Origin of the sequence: Rhizobium sp. TH2 (assembly GCF_024707525.1) — a bacterium.
GTDB lineage: Bacteria > Pseudomonadota > Alphaproteobacteria > Rhizobiales > Rhizobiaceae > Rhizobium_E.
In genome coordinates, this window is record NZ_CP062231.1 from 5484290 (window position 1) to 5504838 (window position 20549).

The 20549-nt window shown below is 59.8% G+C and carries 24 protein-coding genes and 1 tRNA gene; 14 read left to right on the top strand and 11 right to left on the bottom strand.

Annotated elements, in window-relative coordinates; translation table 11 throughout:
* Positions 1 to 13 precede the first annotated feature (13 nt).
* The 3 genes from IHQ71_RS26830 to IHQ71_RS26840 form a co-directional block, all read right to left on the bottom strand.
* Positions 14 to 496: a hypothetical protein gene (locus IHQ71_RS26830; RefSeq protein WP_258159449.1), complete on the bottom strand. Its 483-nt coding sequence runs from the start codon at positions 494 to 496 to the stop codon at positions 14 to 16.
* Positions 474 to 770, bottom strand: coding sequence for a hypothetical protein (locus tag IHQ71_RS26835; protein WP_258159450.1), 297 nt, complete (start codon positions 768 to 770; stop codon positions 474 to 476). The genes IHQ71_RS26830 and IHQ71_RS26835 overlap by 23 nt, the downstream gene beginning before the upstream one ends.
* Positions 771 to 1416: 646 nt before the next feature.
* Positions 1417 to 1506, bottom strand: a tRNA-Ser gene (locus tag IHQ71_RS26840).
* Positions 1507 to 1751: 245 nt separating this feature from the next.
* On the opposite strand from IHQ71_RS26840, the gene IHQ71_RS26845 reads away from it, so the two are divergent.
* Both IHQ71_RS26845 and IHQ71_RS26850 read left to right on the top strand, forming a co-directional pair.
* A complete protein-coding gene (locus IHQ71_RS26845) occupies positions 1752 to 2069 on the top strand; it encodes a hypothetical protein (protein WP_258159451.1) in 318 nt (105 codons plus the stop codon).
* Positions 2070 to 2294: 225 nt separating this feature from the next.
* On the top strand, positions 2295 to 3290 hold the full coding sequence (locus tag IHQ71_RS26850; RefSeq protein WP_258159452.1) for a BMP family protein: 996 nt from the start codon (positions 2295 to 2297) through the stop codon (positions 3288 to 3290).
* A 97-nt stretch (positions 3291 to 3387) separates the two neighbouring features.
* Here the strand turns inward: IHQ71_RS26850 and IHQ71_RS26855 are convergent, their stop codons facing one another.
* Positions 3388 to 3609 carry a SlyX family protein gene (locus IHQ71_RS26855; RefSeq protein WP_258159453.1) on the bottom strand — a complete coding sequence of 74 codons (222 nt, stop codon included), beginning with the start codon at positions 3607 to 3609 and terminating at the stop codon, positions 3388 to 3390.
* Positions 3610 to 3721: 112 nt separating this feature from the next.
* On the opposite strand from IHQ71_RS26855, the gene IHQ71_RS26860 reads away from it, so the two are divergent.
* From IHQ71_RS26860 to deoA, 5 genes are read left to right on the top strand one after another with little or no spacing between them, the layout of a single operon-like run.
* Positions 3722 to 5257, top strand: a complete 1536-nt coding sequence (locus tag IHQ71_RS26860; protein WP_258159454.1) for an ABC transporter ATP-binding protein — start codon at positions 3722 to 3724, stop codon at positions 5255 to 5257.
* On the top strand, positions 5254 to 6387 hold the full coding sequence (locus IHQ71_RS26865; protein WP_258159455.1) for an ABC transporter permease: 1134 nt from the start codon (positions 5254 to 5256) through the stop codon (positions 6385 to 6387). Before IHQ71_RS26860 ends, IHQ71_RS26865 begins: the two co-directional genes overlap by 4 nt.
* Before the next feature lie 3 nt (positions 6388 to 6390).
* Positions 6391 to 7365, top strand: a complete 975-nt coding sequence (locus IHQ71_RS26870; RefSeq protein ID WP_258159456.1) for an ABC transporter permease — start codon at positions 6391 to 6393, stop codon at positions 7363 to 7365.
* Position 7366: 1 nt separating this feature from the next.
* The gene (locus IHQ71_RS26875; protein ID WP_258159457.1) at positions 7367 to 7771 is read left to right on the top strand and encodes a cytidine deaminase; all 405 of its coding nucleotides are present in this window, start codon (positions 7367 to 7369) and stop codon (positions 7769 to 7771) included.
* Between the two features lie 3 nt (positions 7772 to 7774).
* Complete coding sequence (deoA, locus tag IHQ71_RS26880) at positions 7775 to 9085, top strand: thymidine phosphorylase (RefSeq protein ID WP_258159458.1); 1311 nt, start codon at positions 7775 to 7777, stop codon at positions 9083 to 9085.
* Here the strand turns inward: deoA and IHQ71_RS26885 are convergent.
* From IHQ71_RS26885 to IHQ71_RS26915, 7 genes are all read right to left on the bottom strand, one after another.
* Positions 9078 to 9602, bottom strand: a complete 525-nt coding sequence (locus tag IHQ71_RS26885) for a TIGR02281 family clan AA aspartic protease (protein ID WP_258159459.1) — start codon at positions 9600 to 9602, stop codon at positions 9078 to 9080. The two genes, deoA and IHQ71_RS26885, sit on opposite strands and share 8 nt — an antisense overlap.
* A 119-nt stretch (positions 9603 to 9721) precedes the next feature.
* Positions 9722 to 10351 carry a uracil phosphoribosyltransferase gene (gene upp, locus IHQ71_RS26890; protein ID WP_258159460.1) on the bottom strand — a complete coding sequence of 210 codons (630 nt, stop codon included), beginning with the start codon at positions 10349 to 10351 and terminating at the stop codon, positions 9722 to 9724.
* A 547-nt stretch (positions 10352 to 10898) separates the two neighbouring features.
* Entirely contained in the window at positions 10899 to 12119 is a 1221-nt protein-coding gene (locus IHQ71_RS26895; RefSeq protein ID WP_258159461.1) for a phosphopentomutase, read from the bottom strand.
* A gap of 247 nt (positions 12120 to 12366) precedes the next feature.
* The gene (locus IHQ71_RS26900) at positions 12367 to 12999 is read right to left on the bottom strand and encodes a TadE/TadG family type IV pilus assembly protein (RefSeq protein WP_258159462.1); all 633 of its coding nucleotides are present in this window, start codon (positions 12997 to 12999) and stop codon (positions 12367 to 12369) included.
* On the bottom strand, positions 12992 to 13597 hold the full coding sequence (locus tag IHQ71_RS26905; RefSeq protein WP_258159463.1) for a TadE/TadG family type IV pilus assembly protein: 606 nt from the start codon (positions 13595 to 13597) through the stop codon (positions 12992 to 12994). The genes IHQ71_RS26900 and IHQ71_RS26905 overlap by 8 nt, the downstream gene beginning before the upstream one ends.
* A 417-nt stretch (positions 13598 to 14014) precedes the next feature.
* Entirely contained in the window at positions 14015 to 14446 is a 432-nt protein-coding gene (locus tag IHQ71_RS26910) for a pilus assembly protein N-terminal domain-containing protein (RefSeq protein ID WP_258159464.1), read from the bottom strand.
* On the bottom strand, positions 14407 to 14778 hold the full coding sequence (locus tag IHQ71_RS26915) for a hypothetical protein (RefSeq protein ID WP_258163014.1): 372 nt from the start codon (positions 14776 to 14778) through the stop codon (positions 14407 to 14409). Before IHQ71_RS26915 ends, IHQ71_RS26910 begins: the two co-directional genes overlap by 40 nt.
* A gap of 124 nt (positions 14779 to 14902) precedes the next feature.
* Here IHQ71_RS26915 and IHQ71_RS26920 point away from each other — a divergent pair, with 124 nt between their 5' ends.
* The 7 genes from IHQ71_RS26920 (at position 14903) to IHQ71_RS26950 (ending at position 20534) form a co-directional block, all read left to right on the top strand.
* A complete protein-coding gene (locus tag IHQ71_RS26920) occupies positions 14903 to 15073 on the top strand; it encodes a Flp family type IVb pilin (RefSeq protein ID WP_258159465.1) in 171 nt (56 codons plus the stop codon).
* Between the two features lie 180 nt (positions 15074 to 15253).
* The gene (locus IHQ71_RS26925; RefSeq protein WP_258159466.1) at positions 15254 to 15430 is read left to right on the top strand and encodes a Flp family type IVb pilin; all 177 of its coding nucleotides are present in this window, start codon (positions 15254 to 15256) and stop codon (positions 15428 to 15430) included.
* Positions 15431 to 15447: 17 nt separating this feature from the next.
* Positions 15448 to 15963, top strand: coding sequence for a prepilin peptidase (locus tag IHQ71_RS26930; protein WP_258159467.1), 516 nt, complete (start codon positions 15448 to 15450; stop codon positions 15961 to 15963).
* Positions 15964 to 16072: 109 nt separating this feature from the next.
* Positions 16073 to 16894 (top strand): Flp pilus assembly protein CpaB, encoded by an 822-nt coding sequence (gene cpaB / locus IHQ71_RS26935; protein WP_258159468.1) that lies wholly within the window; start codon positions 16073 to 16075, stop codon positions 16892 to 16894.
* Between the two features lie 15 nt (positions 16895 to 16909).
* Positions 16910 to 18487, top strand: a complete 1578-nt coding sequence (locus IHQ71_RS26940) for a type II and III secretion system protein family protein (protein ID WP_374989924.1) — start codon at positions 16910 to 16912, stop codon at positions 18485 to 18487.
* 14 nt (positions 18488 to 18501) lie between these two features.
* The gene (locus IHQ71_RS26945; RefSeq protein WP_258159469.1) at positions 18502 to 19182 is read left to right on the top strand and encodes a CpaD family pilus assembly protein; all 681 of its coding nucleotides are present in this window, start codon (positions 18502 to 18504) and stop codon (positions 19180 to 19182) included.
* A 59-nt stretch (positions 19183 to 19241) separates the two neighbouring features.
* Positions 19242 to 20534: a CpaE family protein gene (locus tag IHQ71_RS26950; protein WP_258159470.1), complete on the top strand. Its 1293-nt coding sequence runs from the start codon at positions 19242 to 19244 to the stop codon at positions 20532 to 20534.
* The last annotated feature ends 15 nt before the right edge of the window (positions 20535 to 20549 follow it).

Genomic DNA, 20549 nt, shown 5'->3' on the forward strand with positions numbered 1-20549 from the left:
ATTGTTCAAGAAGTCAGCTCATCTGTTGATTAGGGTTCGTCACTTCAAATTTTTTACGGCTACGAATTTTTGCCCCCAGGTCATTCGCGTCGTTCGTTCTTTGGAACCAGAAAAATCCCATTATAATAGTAAGCAAAAGCGATACGCAGCATATCAGCAACACAGCCAAGTCCTGAGATCCAATCGGGTTCTGAGCATTTCCGAGCTTTGGTAGCTTTTCCATCGCCGGCACGATCGACCCAAGAAATATCCCCAGCGTCCCCCAAAATATTTCTACCACGTGGTCTTTTCGGAGTTCTGACAGCTGGTTTAATTCCATATCGCTGATCCAGTGCTCGATCGGGTTTTCATCAAATGTGACGTGCGGTGTCCGTCTAGGAACGTTTTGGAGTGCGCGCCCGCTGTCAGTCGGTATCACTTGTTCGCTAAAAAGGCGGTCTTTGGATACGCGGGAACCGCCACCCGAGGCGGCGTTAGCCTTGGGTTTGGTCGCCATCGCCGGCCCCCATGATGGCATCGATCTCCTCTTGGAAGGGCTCCAACAGGGACTGCAGAACATTCTTCAGATCGTAGGCTTGGAGTGGCGTCATCTGGATTGCCACGCGGTAAGCGACATGTCCCGACGGCCCCATAGTCTCGCCAAACGCGATTCTGAATTTGCCTGGCACGCCTCCCTCAGTTGAGACAAGAAACCTGTCCACGACTGCGGTTGGAACTGCATAAGATGCGGATAAATCGTCCGCAGAGACAGTTTTGGGTTTTTCGTACATGAAGAGCCCTTTTTAACAACTGAGCTATCCATATACGATTCTGTGCAGAAGAAGGGATACGCTTTGCACATGAACGGGCCGCGTTAAGCAGTACCGTTTCCCGATCGCCACCTCGAATGCTAGGAAGCTATCGAATACCCCGTCATCGCTATCGTCGATGAGGGCAAGGCAGTCGGCGCGTCAATCGCGGATGTTGCCACAGCTCTGGTCGCCTTGGCGACAATGTCATGCTGGCTGATGCAGCGAACGGCGATACTGAGCGATAGTTCGCGGAGTCTCCAGGCGCGGACAAAACAGCGTAAGTGAAACGCCGTGACACGAATGAAAGGAATTTCGACCAAGCATTCAGACCGTAGGGCCGACCTGAAATCTAGGTTGGTATATGACGAGCCGAACCAAGCCTGTCAACGCGTTCGATGAAATCTGCGACGCAAATGCCTCTACGCTTCCGTCGCGCCTAAGCCGATAATTGCTCTTATGGACGTGAGCTGTAATCCGGACGGCGGTGAGCAGTAACGTCTTGCCCGATGGCGGAGCGTTATATCGCGAAGTAGCGATTAGTAGCGCATATTTTGAGGGGAAGGTTGGTGGGTTAAAATGATCCTTGGCTCTAAGTACATGAAAAAATGTAATTTTTTTGGGGTAATGGCGGACAGAGCGGGATTCGAACCCGCGGTACGCTTTCACGTACACACACTTTCCAGGCGTGCGCCTTCAACCACTCGGCCACCTGTCCGTAACGGAAAGCCGATCAGATCAGCGAAAGACGAGATAAAAACTCAGCCCCGCCCGTTCCGGCTACCGGGCGCGGATATATACCGAGGTCCGTTGCCATATCAACCCTGTTTTGACATTTTTGAGACAATTCGTCCGTCGTCGCATAGATGAAACATTGAAACCGCAAAATCCCGGGATTATCTGATCTGTGAGTGGATTGTCCAAGCGCGGGTTCCGCGTGGATCCGACGGTGTGGGAAGTGTCATGCGTTTCTTGTTGAGGTTCCTCAGTCTGGCCTTTCTCGTGGCCGCGGTGATGACCGGGATCATCGATTCCATCCAGTCGGTGGCGAGCGAGACGGTGGTCGTCACGCCCTTCGGCGCGGCGATCTTCAGCGTCAATCCGGAAATCCTGGCCGCCGCCGAAACCTGGTCGCTGGCGCACCTGCCGGCCTGGATGTGGAACACCTTTGCCGAATGGACGCTGCTGCAGCCTGCCTTTGCGGTCTTCCTCTTCCTTTCCTTCATGCTCTGGGCGGTCGCTTTCAGGCGCGAACCGGCGGCCGGCCGTTTCGCTGCATGAACCTGTCAAATAACTGAAAGAACAGGAGAAATCGGCATCTGCCGGTTTTTTTTACCATTTGAAAAATTTTTGGTGAATTTTTTCTTCCACCATGCAAGGATGCCGCGCAGCCGGGTCTCGGGAGGTTTGAGGCCGGTCGGAAGGTGCGTGGCGCGCTTACGCTCAAGAGGGGAGCGTGCCCGAGCTGAACCAAAGAAAATGTGTTAGCAAAAACAGGGCTCACAAATGAAAAAAATTCTTCTGACACTCATGGCCACTGCATCCATGGCCGCTTCGGCTTTGGCAGCCGACGTCAAGCCAGCACTCATCTATGACCTTGGCGGCAAGTTCGACAAGTCGTTCAACGAAGCGGCCTTCAACGGCGCCGAGAAGTTCAAGGCCGAAACCGGCATCGAATATCGCGAGTTCGAAATCGCCAACGACGCGCAGCGCGAACAGGCGCTCCGCAAGTTCGCCGGCGACGGCAACAACCCGATCGTGGTCGCAGGCTTCTCATGGGCCGCGGCGCTCGAAAAGGTCGCGGCCGAGTATCCCGACACCAAGTTCTCGATCATCGACATGGTGGTCGTCGGCAAGCCGAACATCAAGTCGATCGTCTTCAAGGAACAGGAAGGCTCCTATCTCGCCGGCGTCATGGCCGCGATGGCTGCCAAGTCCAAGAAGGCCGGCTTCGTCGGCGGCATGGATATCCCGCTGATCCACAAGTTCGCCTGCGGCTTCGTCGGCGGTTTCAAGTCCGTCGCCAAGGACGGCGAAGTGCTCCAGGCCTATACCGGCACGGATTACACCGCATGGAACGATCCGGTTAAGGGTGGCGAAATCACCAAGTCGCAGATCGCCCAGGGCGCTGATGTCGTCTATCACGCCGCTGGCGGCACCGGCGTCGGCGTGCTTCAGGCGGCCGCCGAAGCCAACAAGCTCGGCATCGGCGTCGACTCCAACCAGAACGGCCTGCAGCCGGGCAAGGTCCTGACCTCGATGCTCAAGCGCGTCGATGTCGCGGTCTATTCGTCCTTCATGGATGCCAAGAACGACAAGTTCGTCGCCGACATCCAGAATCTCGGCCTCAAGGAAGATGGCGTCGGCGTCGCACTCGACGACAACAACAAGGCCCTCGTGAGCCCGGAAATGCTTGCTGCGGTCGACAAGGCCAAGGCTGATATTATTGCCGGCACCGTTCAGGTCCACGACTATATGTCGGACGAGAAGTGCCCCTACTGAGACTAGCAAATGAAAGCCCGCCCCTCGCATGAAGGGGCGGGCTTGTCATATCCAGGGGAATGGGACGCGGGCAAGACCTGGGGATTACCGGGCAGCGTCAATAGTGGGGAGGCCGCGTGATCGCGGGGGCTTCGAGGCTTGATTCCTCGATCGCGCTAAATCGCTCCTTCAGCTGTTCGAGCGTCTTCTGCATCTTGTCGATGGCGTTCCACTGGCTGGCGATCTCGGCCGACAGTTCGTCGATCGTTCGCGCCTGGTGGGCGGCGAGTTCTTCGAGTTCGGTAAGGCGGGCTGGCAGGGCGCCGGTCGTATCTTCCATGGCTTCAATCCCCGATATTTTCGTCAAAGGCGCTGGACATCAGGCCCGGAACCTTAAAATGTGACTCGTATGCGCCGCCTTGGGAGGCTGGCCGTCAGCGATATGGACCGTCATGAGCGAACTCGCCATCGAACTCAAGGGCATCGACAAGAGCTTTGGGCCTGTCCACGCCAACAAGAATATCGACCTCAAGGTCCGCAAGGGGACCATCCACGGCATTATCGGCGAAAATGGCGCCGGAAAATCGACGCTCATGTCGATCCTTTACGGCTTCTATCAGGCCGACAAGGGCGAGATTCATATCGGTGGCCGGCCGGCCAACATCAAGGATCCGAGTGCGGCGATCGCATCGGGCATCGGCATGGTTCATCAGCATTTCATGCTGGTCGAGAACTTCACGGTGCTCGAAAATGTCATGCTCGGCGCCGAGGATAGCCCGATCCTCAACAAGGGCATCGCCAAGGCGCGCAAGGAGCTCAAGCGCCTCGAAGACGAATACGAGATGGAGGTCAACCCCGACGCGCTGATCGAGGAACTGCCTGTCGGCATCCAACAGCGGGTGGAAATCCTCAAAGCACTGTTCCGCGGCGCCGAAATCCTGATCCTCGACGAGCCCACCGGCGTGCTGACGCCGGCCGAGGCCGACCATCTGTTCCGCATTCTCGGTCAGCTCAAGGACCAGGGCAAGACCGTTATTCTGATCACCCACAAGCTGCGCGAGATCATGGCGATCACCGACGAAGTCTCCGTCATGCGGCGCGGCGAGATCGTCGCCACCCGCGAGACGGCGAAGACTTCGGTCGAAGAGCTGGCCGAGCTGATGGTCGGCCGGCGCGTGCTGCTTAGGGTCGAGAAGGGCGAGGCCAAGCCCGAGGGCGTCAAGCTCGCGGTGCGGGGTCTCAGCGTCAAGGATTCGCGCGGCGTCACCATGGTCGATAACGTCTCGTTCGATGTCCGGGCCGGCGAGATCGTCGGCATCGCGGGTGTAGCCGGCAACGGCCAATCGGAACTGCTCGAGGCGATTTCGGGCATGCGCCGCGCCGTATCGGGCAGCGTCGAGCTCGATGGCAAGGATACCGACGCCACCGGCCATCGCGATCCGGCCGGGCTGCGCAAGCGCGGTCTCGCCCACGTGCCCGAGGACCGCCACCATATGGGCCTGGTGCTGAAATTCGAGGAGAGCGAGAATTCCATCCTCGGCTACCACGACGATCCGAAATACGGCCGCGCCGGCCTGCTCAACGTCGACGCCATCCGCGCCGACGCGCAGGCCAAGATCGAGCAATACGATATCAGGCCGCCCAATTCCCGGCTGAAGACCGCCAATTTCTCCGGCGGCAACCAGCAGAAGATCGTGCTGGCGCGTGAAATGGAACGCGACCCGATCGTGCTGATCATCGGCCAGCCGACACGCGGCGTCGATGTCGGCGCCATCGAATTCATCCACCGCCGCATCATCGAAATGCGCGATGCCGGCAAGGCCATCCTGCTGGTCTCGGTCGAGCTCGACGAAATCCGCTCATTGGCCGATCGTATTCTCGTGATGTTCGCCGGCCGCGTGGTCGGCGAGCGCTCGCCCGAAACGCCCGAGGGCGAGATAGGCCTGCTCATGGCCGGCGTCGAACAGAAACTGGAGGCAGCCGAATGAGTGCGCCCTTTGCGAAACTACCGAACTGGGCGGAATATGGCCTGATCCCGGTGGTCAACCTCGTCGTTGCCTTTCTGATCTCCGGTCTGGTCGTGGTGTTTGCCGGCGAAAATCCGCTCAAGGCTGCCTATCTCATGGTTTCGGGCGCTTTCGGTTCCGGCGAGGGCATCGGCTATACGCTCTATTATGCCACCAATTTCATCTTCGCCGGGCTGGCAGTGGCAGTGGCCTTCCACGCCGGCCTGTTCAATATCGGCGTCGAAGGCCAGGCCTATGTCGGCGGCATCGGCGTTGCCGTGGCGGCGCTGACATTCGACGCCACTTTGCCCTGGTATCTGATCTTCGTGCTTGCCATCATCGGCAGCATGGTCATGGGCGCTCTCTGGGCGCTTATACCGGCATGGCTGCAAGCCTATCGCGGCAGCCACATCGTCATCACCACCATCATGTTCAACTACATCTCCTACAGCCTGATGCTGTGGATGCTGAACAAGGTCTTCAAGCCGCTCGGTTCCATGGCGCCGCAGTCGCGCACCTTCGGACCGGGCGGAGAACTGCCGAAGCTCGATTGGCTGCTGGCGATATTCGGGCTGGACAATGGCAATTCGCCCTTCAACCTCACCTTCCTTCTCGCATTGCTGGCCGCTTTCCTGGTCTGGGTGCTGATCTGGCGGTCGCGGCTGGGCTACGAGATCCGCACGCTCGGCTTTTCCCCGGGCGCGGCACGCTATGCCGGTATTTATGAGAAGCGTATAATCATCGTCACCATGCTGATCTCGGGTGGCCTTGCCGGGCTCCTGGCGATCAATTCGATCATGGGCGACCAGCACCGCATCCAGCAGGAATTCGTCTCCGGTGCCGGCTTCGTCGGTATCGCCGTGGCACTGATGGGTCGTTCGCATCCCATCGGCATTGTGCTCGCCTCCGTGCTGTTCGGCATGCTCTACCAGGGCGGCGCCGAGATCGCCTTCGACATGCCCAACATCTCGCGTGACATGATCGTCGTCATCCAAGGCTTGGTCATCCTGTTTGCCGGCGCGCTCGAGCACCTGTTCCGGCCCTCGATCGTGGCAGCCTTCGCGCGAATGCGAAGCGGTTCCGCGGCATCAACCGTGACGACGGGGGCCTGAGCAATGGGCAATATCGATATCTACGTCTCCGTCCTGCAAGGCACCATCCGCAATTCGGTGCCGCTTATTCTCACGGCGCTCGCCGGCCTCTATGCCGAGCGTTCCGGCGTGGTCGATATCGGCCTCGAGGGCAAGCTGCTCGCCGCGGCCTTCGCCGGTGCGTCCGCCGCTGCCTATACCGGCTCGGCCCCATTGGGCTTGCTGGCGGCCGTCCTTTGTGCCGTGGCGTTTTCCGCGGTCCACGGCTATGCGTCCATTTCCCAGCGCGGCGACCAGATCGTTTCCGGCACGGCGCTGAACTTCATCGCCATAGGCGGAACCGTCATCATCGGGCAGGCCTGGTTCAACATGGCTGGCCGGACGCCGTCGCTAGCGGCGGATGCTAAATTCAGCGATGCTTGGGGCCTGCCCTTCGCGGATTCGCTCGCTGGCATTCCCGTGCTGGGGGAGATCTATTCCCGCATCCTGTCGGGTCACTACTGGCTGACCTATTTTGCCTACGCATTGATCCCGATCACATGGTGGGTTCTCTATCGCACGCGATTTGGATTGCGCCTGCGTGCGGTGGGAGAAAACCCCGGCGCCGTCGATACCGCCGGCATTTCAGTGGTCAGGCTGCGGTATCAGGCGGTGCTTCTGGGCGGCGTGTTTGTTGGTCTCGCCGGAGCGTTTCTGTCGATGGCGGTCAGCAGCGGCTTCACCAAGGGCATGTCGGCGGGTAAGGGCTATATCGCGCTCGCGGCGCTTGTGTTCGCCAACTGGAAGCCGAAGAATATCCTGTTCACCTGCCTGCTGTTCGGCTTTCTCGATGCACTCTCGATCAACCTGCAAGGCAAGGCCATTCCACTGGTCGGCGAAATACCGGTCCAGCTCTGGACGGCTCTGCCCTATATCCTGACTGTCGTCCTGCTGGCCGGCTTCATCGGCAAGGCTATCCCGCCCAAGGCTTCGGGCACGCCTTACGTCAAGGAGCGTTGAGATGGCCGTCACGGATATCCTGTTCGAGGCTGCGCGAGACGCGATGACCCGTTGCCATGCGCCCTATTCGAAATTCCCGGTGGGAGCCGCGATCCTGGCCGAGGACGGCAAGGTCTATAAGGGCGCCAATATCGAGAACCTCGCCTTCCCGCAAGGCTGGTGCGCCGAATGCACGGCGATCGGCGCGATGGTCATGGGCGGTGCAAGGAAGATCGTCGAGATCGGCGTTATAGCCGAGAAGATGGCCTACTGTCCGCCCTGCGGCGGCTGCCGGCAGAAGATCGCCGAATTTGCCGATCCATCGACATTGATCCATCTCTACGACGGCGCAGGCATGGTGAAGACAATGACCATGAATGAGCTTCTGCCCTTCAGCTTCCAGACTGATACGATCGATAGAGGCTGAACGATGATCCCGCAGGAAATCATCCTGGCCAAGCGCAACGGCGGCGTGCTGGGTGCCCCTGAGATCAGGGAATTCATCCAGGCGCTTTCCGACGGGCGACTGTCCGAGGGACAGATCGCGGCCTTTGCCATGGCCATCTGGTTCAACGGCATGAACCGCGACGAGACTGTGGCGCTGACGCTCGCCATGCGCGATTCAGGCGACGTCATGGCCTGGCCGGATCTCGACCGGCCGGTCGCCGACAAGCACTCCACCGGCGGCGTGGGCGACAATGTCTCGCTCATGCTGGCGCCCATCGTGGCCGCCTGTGGCGCCGCCGTGCCGATGATATCGGGGCGGGGCCTCGGCCATACGGGCGGTACGCTCGACAAGCTCGAGTCCATTCCCGGCTACGACATTTTCCCGAGCGCCGAGCGCTTCCGGGATATCGTCGGCGATATCGGCTGCGCCATCATCGGCCAGACCGGCGAGATCGCGCCCGCCGACAAACGGCTTTACGCGATCAGGGACGTGACGGCTACCGTCGATTCCGTGCCCCTGATCACGGCCTCGATCCTGTCCAAGAAGCTCGCGGCGGGCCTCCAGTCGCTGACCATGGATATCAAGGTCGGCAACGGCGCCTTCATGCAGACCATGGAGGAGGCGGAGGTGCTGGCCCGCTCGATCGTCGACGTGGCCAATGGTGCCGGCGTGAAGACGACCGCGCTGATCACCGACATGAACCAGCCGCTTGCCGATTGTGCCGGCAATGCGGTGGAGGTGGCACATGCCATGGTGTTCCTCGAAGGCCGCAAGGCGGGCACGCGGCTCCACGAAGTGGTGATGGCGTTCGCCGCCGATATGCTGGTCAATGCCGGCCTCGCGCCCTCGCTGGCCGAAGCTCATGCCAAGGCCGCACATGCGTTGGACAGCGGTGCCGCGCTCGAGCGTTTCGGCCGCATGGTGCATGCGCTGGGCGGACCATCGGATTTCGCGGAGAACTGGAAAACCCATCTGCCGGTGGCGCCGATCGTCAGGCCGGTGCCCGCGCCCGAAAGCGGCGTTATCTCGGCCTATGCCACACGGGAGACCGGCCTTGCCGTGATCGCACTCGGCGGCGGACGGACACATCCGGACGATACGATCGATCATCGCACCGGCTTTTCGGCCATCCTTCCGAAAGGTACAAGGGTAGAGCGGGGAGATCCGATCGCCTTCGTTCACGCGACCGACGAGGCGTCGGCTGAACGTGGCACGTGGCATTATCTGTCTGCGGTGACGATTGGTGAGAAGGCGCCTGCGGTGTCGTCCGTCATCCTTGATCGGATCAGTTGACGAGCTTCAGCTCGTCATTCTCCGCCTTGTAGGAGGAGAGTTTTTTCAGGAAGCTCATGCCGATCAGCGGGAAACTCAGCGCTTTGCCGCGGATCACCATCGCATCGACATTGCGCACCTGCACGGTGCCGATCTCGACGGATTTCAGCATGATGCGCGCTGCCTTGACCTTGCCATTGGCGGTGGCAACTTCGTACTTGAACTTCAAGTCATTGCCACCATAACCGAGGCTGCGTGCCGTCATTTCGGAAAGCGTCACGAAGGTCGCGCCGGTATCGATCATTGACTCGACCGGCTTGCCGTTGATGCGGAACTTGCCGCCGAAATGGCCGTTGTCGGCGGCTCTCAGCGTGTAGCTGCGGCCGTCTTCGGCGGGAGCCGAAGCATCGACCAGGCTCGCATGGGCCTCGACATCTTCCGTCGCGCCTTGCTTTGTCCCGACAAAGCCGACCATGGCAGGGACATTGACGGCGACGACGATCGTCGCTGACCAAATCAGAATTGCACGTCCTATCATCACGACCGTTCCAGCCTCAAAACATTGCTGAAACGCTAGGCCCAATTCCTCATCAAATGGTAAAACCAGTGATTTTCAGGAGCTTGGAAGGCAATCGCCTGATCGGAGGGTTAACGGAATCATTTGGTTCCGTACATCCGGTCGCCCGCATCGCCCAATCCTGGCACAATATAGCCCTTCTCATTGAGATGGCTGTCGATCGAGGCGGTATAGATCGGCACGTCAGGATGTACGCTGCGAAAGTTCTTGATCCCCTCGGGCGCCGCGAGCAGGCACAGGAAGCGTATGTTCTTGGCGTTCCGCTCCTTGAGCTTGTCGATCGCCGCGATCGAGGAATTGCCGGTCGCCAGCATCGGATCGACGACGATCACCAGCCGCTCGTCGATATCCTCGGGCGCCTTGAAATAATATTCCACCGGCTTCAGCGTCTCGTGGTCGCGGTAGACGCCGATATGGGAGACGCGCGCCGAGGGCACGAGGTCGAGCATGCCTTCGAGCAAGCCGTTGCCGGCACGCAGGATGGAGGCGAAGACCAGCTTCTTGCCCTCGAGCACCGGCGACTGCATCACCTGCAGCGGCGTCTCGATCTCTTCCATGGTCATTTCGAGGTCGCGCGTCACTTCGTAACAGAGCAGCGTCGAAATCTCGCGCAGCAGCCGCCGGAAGCCGGCCGTGGAGGTCTCCTTCTTGCGCATGATCGTCAGTTTGTGCTGCACAAGCGGATGATCGATGACTGTGACGCCGTCCATGGGAGTAGCCTTCCGAGAAATTGACTATTGATCCCATGTCTTTTCATGCCCGGCCGCTGATCGCAAGTATTGCCACGTGGATCGCGCTAATCATCCCCAGTCGAAGCGATTGAATGCATCAGGCATGGCCGCTGGCCGCCACACTGGCATTCCCATATCGTCCGCTTGATAAGATAGCGGAGCAGGCTTGTGGCCGTCATCGACCTCAAGTCTTGATTGGAACCTTATTGGGCCAATGCTCAAAAATATCTCTGGTTATGACGTAGAATGCCAACATTGAGAGACAGACCACTCCAATGGAGAAGAAATAGAAATACCAGAATTTCAGCTTTTGGTCTTTGAGGGCAAAGACATTTTTCGCCAGCGGCCGCCACGAGATGCATCCGGTAAAGGAGGCAAGAACTATTCGATAAGTCAGCAGGGGTATGAACACTACGCAGTAAAGATATAGCAGCGACAGGCCCAGCAGTACGCGTCTGTTTTCAGATAGAAAAAAGCCGAGGTCTGTAAAAAACGTCATCTGTTCCAAGCCCTGAAAATTGCTGTCTTACAGGAAGCTCCGCCCGTGCTGCCCGGGCGCGATGCCGAGATGCCGCGCCACGGTCTCGCCGATATCGGCGAAACTCTTGAGCACGCCTTGCGCGCCGGGCCGTATCGTCGGGCCGAAAGCCAGCACCGGCACCTTTTCGCGGGTATGGTCGGTCCCGCGCCATGTCGGGTCGCAGCCGTGGTCGGCGGTCAGGATCACCAGGTCATGCGGTCGCATCTTGCGGGCTACCTCGGGCAGGCGCCGGTCGAAGGCTTCGAGCGCCGCGGCATAGCCCGGCACATCGCGCCGGTGTCCGAAAAGCTGGTCGAAATCGACGAAATTGGTGAACACCAGATCGCCGTCGCCCGCCTCGTCCATCGTGACAAGCGTCGCATCGAACAGCGCGTCATTGCCATTGGCCTTGGTGAGTGTCGAAATGCCCTTATGCGCAAAGATGTCGCCGATCTTGCCGACCGCATGCACCTGCCTTCCGGCCTCCACCAGCCGGTCGAGAAGGGTGGGTTCCGGCGGCGGCACGGAAAAATCCCGCCGGTTGCCGGTGCGCACGAATGTCTCGCGGCTCTCGCCCGTGAAGGGCCGGGCGATGACACGCCCGATATTCAGCGGATCGAGGATGCCGCGCACCGTCTCGCACATCGAGATCAGCCGCTCGAGGCCGAATGTCCGCTCATGTGCTGCGATCTGGAATACGGAATCGGAGGATGTATAGCAGATCGGCTTGCCCGTCCGCATGTGCTCCTGGCCGAGCTCGGCGATCACCTCGGTGCCGGAGGCATGTTTGTTGCCGAGTATGCCGGGCAGATCGCAGGCGGAACAGATCTGCTCCACGAGTTCGGGGTTGAACGCATCGCCCTCGGTTGGGAAATAGCCCCATTCGAACATCACGGGCGTGCCGGCGATTTCCCAATGGCCGGAAGGCGTGTCCTTGCCGCGCGAGGTTTCGCTCGCCGCCGCATAAGCACCGATCACCTTGTCGGGACGCTCCATTCCCGCCGGCCAGAAGCGCGAGGCGGCTTCATGCGCATGCAACAGGCCGATCGCGCTCATATTGGGCAGCTGGAGCGGGCCTTCGCGCAGGCCCGCCCGATCGCCGGCGCCGGCCGCGCAGAATTCCGCGATATGGCCCAGCGTGTTGGCGCCGAGATCGCCATAGGCCTCGGCATCGGGCGCATTGCCGATACCGAAGGAATCCAGCACAAAGAGAAAAGCCCGCGCCATGCGATTGCCTCGTTCAGGTCATCAGGGCGCGCGTATCGGGTCGCGCGCCGTTTCCGCTGGCGTAACGCGCTGCCCGGCATTTTGCAACGGGTTGCCGGATCCCCAGGCCCGATTGAGATTCAGCTCAGGCCGAGGCGAAAATGGTGGGTTTTCGAGAACCGGAGCGGAGCGTACTTAAGGTACGTGAGCACCGGAAGCGCAGAAAATCTACATTTGCAGACCGGCATCAGCTGAATGGCGATCAGTCTTAGCCGCAGTCGCTGCAGGGCACGTCATTGCCCAGGCGTTCACGATAATAGAATTCGCGGTTGATGTTGATCGTCCGTGTCGAGGCTTCGCTGCCCGCCGGCGAGCCGAAGAACAGCAGCATCGTATGCTCCACCGATAGTTCGGATCGCACCAGGAAGGAATTGGCCTTCTTCATGTCGTCGGGGACAGCCACGACCGAGCCCTTTGTATAGGGGTTGCCGCCGCTTTCGTCCCACGACCAGAGTACCTTGGCATTGCCGCTGCCGTCGATCGTCACCCCGGTGATCTTCAGCTTCAGGCCGGGAGCCGGGCTCGGCGCGATGGTGGCCTCGGCGGTGTCGACCATTTCAGACAGGAATGCCTTGTTCACCGTCTCCTGCCGCGTCACGATATCGGCGATCGTGCCGGCGGCCTTGAGCGTCTTCTGGGCAACGGAATAGCCCGTCGTGATCTCGAACGAGCTGATATAGATGGCAAGCAGGATCGGTGCCAGGAAGGCAAATTCCATGGCGCTCGCGCCCGATCGGTCGCGAGCCACGTCCCGGAGCAGGCCAAACGCGCGGTTGAGGCGCAGGAACACGCCCGATCGGCCGCCGATCTTCACATCCGACTTCGCGACCTGTTCACTCATCATAGTCCTCGTTCTCGAAAGCGGCGGTCTGCACGATCAGGAAGTCCGTCGGAACGGGCTTGTTGGCGGGGCGGATATTGGTGATGTAGGGCCGCATCAAGTCGGTCATGATCTGCCAGCGATAATAGGCGCGCAGCATGTTCTTGGTTTCCGGGCCGCCGGGAGAGAATGCGAACTCGGTCGTGTCGAGGTCGGCATAAGTGTCGGTGGAGACCTTCGGTACCTCGCGCGGCATGTCGGCGAAGCTCGCGAACTGCCGGACGTCGAGATAGAGCTTCGCCGGCGTCGTCGCCTCGCTCGCCGAGCACATGCCCAGCAGTTTGACCTCTTCGCAGAACATCTGGCGGAATTCCGCTTCCGTCACGTCGGTGGGCTTGCCCTGGCCGAACGTGATCTCGCCGGTGCGCAGCTTGCGCGCCATGGTCTCGACGGCGTTGGCCATCAGCTGCTCGCCGGCAAAGGCAACGAAGGTCTCGAAGATTGCGAAGATCAGCAGCAGAAAGGGCACGGCGAGCAGGGCGAATTCGAGCGCGGCCGCGCCCTCACGGTCGCGGACGAGACGAAACAGCGATCGCAGTCGCCGCGGCCTCTTACGCATGTCCTTAGAATCCATATGGATGTCCGTCCGCCACAATGTGAAAAGTCACAATAGCGGCAAAGCTTTAAGCACGGGTTTTTGGCGCGCCGGGCTTTTTACGAATATTCGCAATAGGATGGTAAGGATTTAGAGCATGTTTCGTCTATTTGGAGCCATTCTGCCGGACAGATTTTCGTCAGGACCAAGGCGTCGGGCGAGCGTCGTACCCATAGGTACGGCCGAGGCCGCCGCCGCAGGTCATGGCGGAAAGATGCCCGGCCCTTCGGGTTGGCTGAAGCGGGCCGTCTGATGGATCGGCCGGCTTGGCCGTATGCTTTGGCTACGACGCGCGCCGGCCGGTCCATCAGACGACTCCGCTTGAGCCAACAGAATGGCTCCAAATAGACGAAATATGCTCTAGCCGGGGCCTGGAGGTCTTTACTTGTCGCCGCCGCCTGTCAGGGCCTGGTGCTCTTCGCACGATGGCGTGCAGGAAAGGACCGTGCGCGTCGTCTGCTTGAACAGGCGTACCGTATTGCCCTCGTCGATCGAGACCAGGATTCGCTCGTCGAGCAGCGCATTGCCTTCCGCGTCCAGCAGCACGAGGTTGGTCGTGCCGAAAGCTTTTCCGGTCAGCACGATGGTGCGGGAATCCGCTACCGTTGCATCCGCCACCTCGGAATTGCCGACGATGACCTTGGAAACCGGCTGGTCGAGCTTCAAAACCTTGGCGTGGTTGAGGAACACCCGCATCATGCCTTGTTCATCCTCAGCCAGGCCATTTGCGGGCACGGCGAGCGAGGCTGCCACCGCGAAAACGCTCGCGTATATTATATGGAGGGATGTCCGGAGGGTTGGCCCAACGCGCATGTCTTTGCTTCCAGGATGGTCTTGCTGAACGAAATGTGGAGGAGAATGATGAATGAAGGCTTAAAATGTCCAGCAATTGCGGCATTTGCCGGTAAGAAGTGTTGAAGTTGTCGAAGAGACCCGGTGAAATTTTTACGGTTATTTTTGCCGCGCGGTGTGTTTGCTGAGCCGTTTAGAGGCATTGCACACGAAAATTCGCCGTGCCCGTCAGGCATGGTCTGGAGACGTAACTTCAGAAAAATGACAGTAAAATCAGCATATTGAAGTAAAACGCAGAATATTTTACCGATCTGATTATGAGCTTGTTCATCAAGTCTATCTTTGAGAAGCATTTACTAGCTGTTAACCGAATTTCTTAAGCCGCAAGCAACGACCCGTATGTAGATTGTGTTCATCCGATCCAACGGCCAAAAAGTTGGCGGAAGTGCTGATGTAATAGTTACCAAGGAGACGACCATGTCCGCGATTTTCGCACGCTTTATGAAAGATGAGTCCGGCGCTACCGCCATCGAATACGGCCTCATTGCTGCTCTGATCTCCGTTGCCCTGATCACTGGTGCAACGACCCTCGGCGGCGCGCTGAACAACCAGTTCACGAACCTGTCGACCAAGCTGAACGTCAAGTAATAGCTTGTGCCTTTCGAGGCGAAAAGCCCGCTCCGCGAGGAGCGGGCTTTGCTATTTCAAAGGCGTTATCAACCTCGCTAATATTTTAAAAAATACTTATCTATCAATGTGTTAATGTAGTTTAAAGATTTGCGTGCGACATTCCTATGGATTTTCGCGAGGCGACAGGAGCCCGAGTTGATGAAGACGATGTTTGAGAAGTTTTTCACCGACGACAACGGCGCCACGGCCATCGAATACGGGCTGATATCGGCGATCATGGCAGTCGCGCTGCTCTCCGGCTTCGGAGCGTTCAGCAACTCGATGAGCAATCAGTTCCTGTATCTGTCGAACACGATGACCAATTCCTGGAAATAAAAGATAGGCTCGTCGCAATGGTTACCGCTGCAATTCTGGTGATTTTTCCCCTGTGCATGGCTATGGCGGCCTGCAGCGACCTTCTGACCATGACCATCCCCAACCGTCTCTCGGTGATCCTGATCGCATCGTTTCTCGCGGTAGCGCCTTTTGCCGGGCTCTCGCTTCAGGACATGCTGATGCATCTCGCAGGCGGCGGCATTGTCTTTGCGGCCTGCTTCGCTCTCTTCGCCTTCGGCATCATGGGCGGCGGCGACGCGAAGATTCTGGCTGCCAGCGCGCTGTGGTTCGGCTTCGACCAGAGCCTTCTCGTCTATATCATCTATGTCTCGGTGTTCGGCGGCCTGCTGAGCCTCGCCATCATCAGCATGCGCTCCCAGCACGATATGATCATGACCTATGGCATCCCCGTTCCGCGGACGATGATGCATGCGAAGAAAGTGCCCTATGGCATTGCCATTGGTGCCGCGGCCTTTATCGCCTATCCGTCTTCGCCACTGGTATTGTCGGCACTCGGCATAGCGCAGTCGTGATCATGTTTATCTTCAATTAACTATAGCTGTAAGCATAAAGTTAACCATAATTACACCAATTGCTGATCATTCTGCGCGTTGAAATCAGTTCAATCCGCAGGGATCGCCAATGAAGCCCGCCCGACTCATCATTCTTACCGTCGCGCTGCTCGCCGCCGGCGCTGCCGCGTTCCTGGCCTTGAAGCTGACGGGCCGCGAGCGCGTCGTAGAGCGTCAGGCGGAAACGGTCATCAAGAAGGAGCCGTCGATCAATGTTCTGGTCGCGGCGGCCAATCTGCCGGTCGGCTCGCGGCTGACCGAGGAATCGATGCGCTGGACCGGCTTTCCGGAAGGCAGCATCGTCGAAGGCTTCATCACCGACCAGGCCCGTCCCGAGGCGCTTACCGAGCTCAAGGATGCGATAATCCGCATGCCGATCTTCGAAGGCGAACCGATCCGGCCGGAAAAGATCGCCGATGCCGGCGGCGCGATCATGTCCTCGCTCCTGCCCTCGGGCAAGCGCGCGGTTGCAGCCGACATTTCCGTCTCCACCTCGGCCGGCGGCTTTATCCTCCCCAATGACCGCGTCGATGTGATCATGGTCAAGAAGGATGAGCAGGACGGTTACGATACCGAGACGATCCTCTCCAATATCCGCGTTCTGGCCATCGACCAGGAAGTGCAGGAAAAGGACGACACCAAGACCTTCGTCGGCGCCACGGCGACGCTCGAACTGACCCCCGAACAGGCAAAGGTTCTCGCCGTCGCCACGCAGATGGCCGACCGGCTGACGCTGGCGCTACGCTCGGTGGCCGATGCGCAGGAGCCCGACGCGCTTGTCGCCAAGCACCTGCTGTCTGGCGAAGGCAATCGCAATACCATCCAGATCATCAAGTCCGGTGTCATCCAGAAGATGAACGACGCCAAGACGTCCAGCGAACAGTCGCAGTAAACGGGGCCGAAAGAGATGACATCAAGATCCACAATCCTCGCCCCGCTCAAGTTCGTGCTCTGCGTGTCGCTCACATTCGCAGGCATTCCGGGTTTCGAGACCAACATGTTTGCCGGTCTCGGCACACTGCCTGCCGCGGAGGCCGCCGCCCAGGCGATGATCAAGATCTCGCAGGTCGGCCCCGGCGTGAACAGGAAGATCAAGCTCGGTCTCAACAAGGCGGTGGTCATCGACCTGCCGACCGACGCCCATGACATTCTCGTCGCCGACCCGGAGATCGCCGATGCCGTGACGCGCTCGTCCCGCCGGCTCTATGTCTTCGGCAAGCAGGTCGGCCAGACCAATGTCTTCATCTTCGGACCCAACGGCGAGGAGCTGATCTCGGTCGATCTCGAGATCGAGCGTGATATCTCGGGCCTCGAAGCAAACCTCAAGCGCTTCATTCCGGAATCCGATATCAAGGTCGAGATCATCTCCGACAACATCGTGCTTACCGGCTCGGTGCGTACGCCGCAGGATGCCTCGCAGGCCGAGAAACTCGCGGAAATCTTCGTCAAGGGCGGTGAAGCCACCACCCGCAATGTCTCCGCCTCATCGACTTCGGCTACGGGTGATGCCTCGGTCGCGCTCTTCAACGAAGACCGCCAGCAATCCCAGATCGTCAACATGCTGACCATCGAGGCCGAAGACCAGGTGATGCTCAAGGTCACCGTCGCGGAAGTCAGCCGTAGTGTCATGAAGCAGCTCGGCGTGAACAGCGCGGTGTCCGGCGATAATGGCACGATCAGCTTCCAGAACCCGACCAATCTCGGCGGTGCGACCAACTGGCTGAACACGACTCAGGCCACCGGCACCATCGGCGGACTGGATATCTCGGCCTTCGTCAATGCCATGGAACAGGCCGGCGTCATGCGCACGCTGGCCGAACCGACACTGACGGCGATCTCCGGCGAGCAGGCCAGGTTCTATGTTGGCGGCGAGTTCCGCATGGTCGGCCAGCAGGACGTGGAAGACGGCGGCGTCACCCGCGAACATGAACAGGTCGAATACGGTATTCGGCTCAATTTCAAGCCCGTCGTGCTCGCGCCCGGCCGCATATCGCTGAAGATCGAAACCAACGTCTCCGAACCGACATTCGAGGGTTCGGCGACCTCGGCCGGCACGATCTTCCCGATCATCGGCAAGAAGAAGAGCTTTGATATTCCGGCCGCGACCCTGATGGGCATCCGCAAGCGCGAAGCCTCGACCACCGTCGAACTGCCCTCCGGCGGCTCGATCGTAATCGCCGGTCTGGTGCGCGACGATATCCGCCAGGCGACTTCGGGCACACCGGCGCTGATGAACATACCGATCTTGGGCACCCTTTTCCGCTCACGGGATTTCCAGCGCAACGAGACCGAACTGGTGATCATCGCCACGCCCTATCTCGTCAGGCCCGTCGAACGGTCCAAGCTTGCCCGCCCGGACGACAACTTCAATCCGGAAAACGATGTGACCGGCTTCTTCCTCAACCGGGTCAACAAGATCTACGGCCGCAAGGAAAACAGGCAGCCCGGGCCGTATAACGGCACCATCGGCTTCATCTACAAGTGAGAAGGGGACCCGCAATGATCAACGAAAACAAGAAATTCCGCCTTCTTAAACTCGCTTCCGTGGCAGTCCTGGTCGCTGTCGCCGCAACGATGTCTTCCTGTGCCGCAAGGCCCGACCGCCAGACCACGAGCGGCATCCCCGACGATTACCGGACGCGGCATCCGATCACGCTGGCTGAAGTCCAGCACAATCTCGATGTGCCGATCGGCACCGGCGAAAATCGGCTGACCTCGGGCACCCGCGACCTCATCCGCGGCTTCGTTCAGGATTATGCGGCCCTGTCTTCGGGAACGGTCCAGGTCGCGGCCCCGACGCAATCCGCCAATGCCGGCACCGCCCAGGTGTTGAAGGCTCAGGTGCGAAAGGTGTTGATCAACGCCGGCGTCAAGCCCAGCCGCATCGTCGTGACCTCCTATGATCCGTCGAATGTCGAGGCCTCGGCGCCGATCAGGCTCAGCTTCGTCGCCGTCACCGCCATCACCGGTGAATGCGGCCAGTGGCCGACGGACCTCTTCGGCCCGACGATCATGGACAATACCAATTGGGAGAATTTCGGCTGCGCGACCCAGCAGAATCTCGCGGCACAGATCGCCAACCCGACGGATCTCGTCGGACCGCGCGGTACCACGCCAATCGATGCCCAGCGCCGCGCCGAAGTCATCCGCGTCTATCGCGAAGGCGACGCCACGCCGTAAGGCGGGCGCGGGCTGCCGCGCCGCCGATGTCAGGAATTTGAAAACGGAAGTCCAGGACCATGAACGCAGTCGAATATGGCATCAACACGGGGCAGGACGAACCCGAGGCCGAGGTCCAGACCCGACCCGGTGATCTCGATCATCTCCGGCCCCTTCCCCGCATATCGGTTCATGCCTTTTGCGAGACCGAAGGCATGTTCACGGTCATGGAAAAGCTCGCCCAGGACCGGCGCATGGCCAAGGTCTCCTTCCGGGTGACCCAGGGCAGCATACAGGCGGCCGCCAATATGTTCTCCTCGGCCCCGACGCCCAACCTCATCATTCTGGAAACCGGCGCCGTGCCGGCGGATATCATGGAGGAACTGGCCCCGCTTGCCGAGGTCTGCGATCCCTCGACCAAGGTCGTCCTCATCGGCCGCTACAACGATATCCCGCTCTATCGCGAACTGATCCGCAACGGCATTTCCGAATATATGGTGGCGCCAGTGGCGCTCGCCGATATCATCGCCGCAATCTCCTCGATCTTCGTCGATCCCGAAGCCGAGCCGCTCGGCCGCACCATCGCCTTCATGGGCGCCAAGGGCGGCGTCGGATCGTCGACCATTGCGCATAACATCGCCTGGGGCGTCTCGACGCTGTTCTCATCGGAAACCATCCTCGCCGACCTCGACCTGCCCTATGGCACGGCCAATATCGATTTCGACCAGGACCCGGCCCAGGGCATCGCCGAGGCGGTGTTCTCGCCGGAACGCCTCGACGACGTGTTCCTCGACCGCCTGCTGACGAAGTGCTCCGAGCGGCTGTCGCTCCTGGCGGCACCCTCGCTTCTCGACCGCGCTTATGATTTCGACCGCGTCGCCTTCCAGCCGATCCTGGAAATCCTGCAGCGCACGGCACCGGTCAGCATTCTCGACGTTCCGCATGTCTGGAACGAATGGACCCGCTCGCTGCTGGCCGATGTCGACGAGATCGTCATCGTCGCCGCACCCGACCTTGCCAACCTGCGCAACGCCAAGAACCTGTTCGACCAGCTCAGGAAACTCCGGCCCAACGACAGGGGCGCGCATCTGGTGCTCAACCAGGTCGGCATGCCGAAGCGGCCGGAAATCCTGCCGCAGGATTTCTGCCAGCCGCTCGATCTCGAGCCGATGGCGATCATCCCCTTCGATGTCCAGCTGTTCGGCCAGGCGGCGAATTCAGGCCGCATGATCGCGGAACTCGATTCGAAATCGCCTGTCGCCGAAATCATGTCGCAGATCGCCCATGTGGTGACTGGCCGCGCCTCGGTGAAGAAGCCCAGGAAGGCCGGCCTCGGCGGCATTCTCGGCCGCCTGGGCAAGAAAAAGAAGTAGTTGCATTCGCTTTTG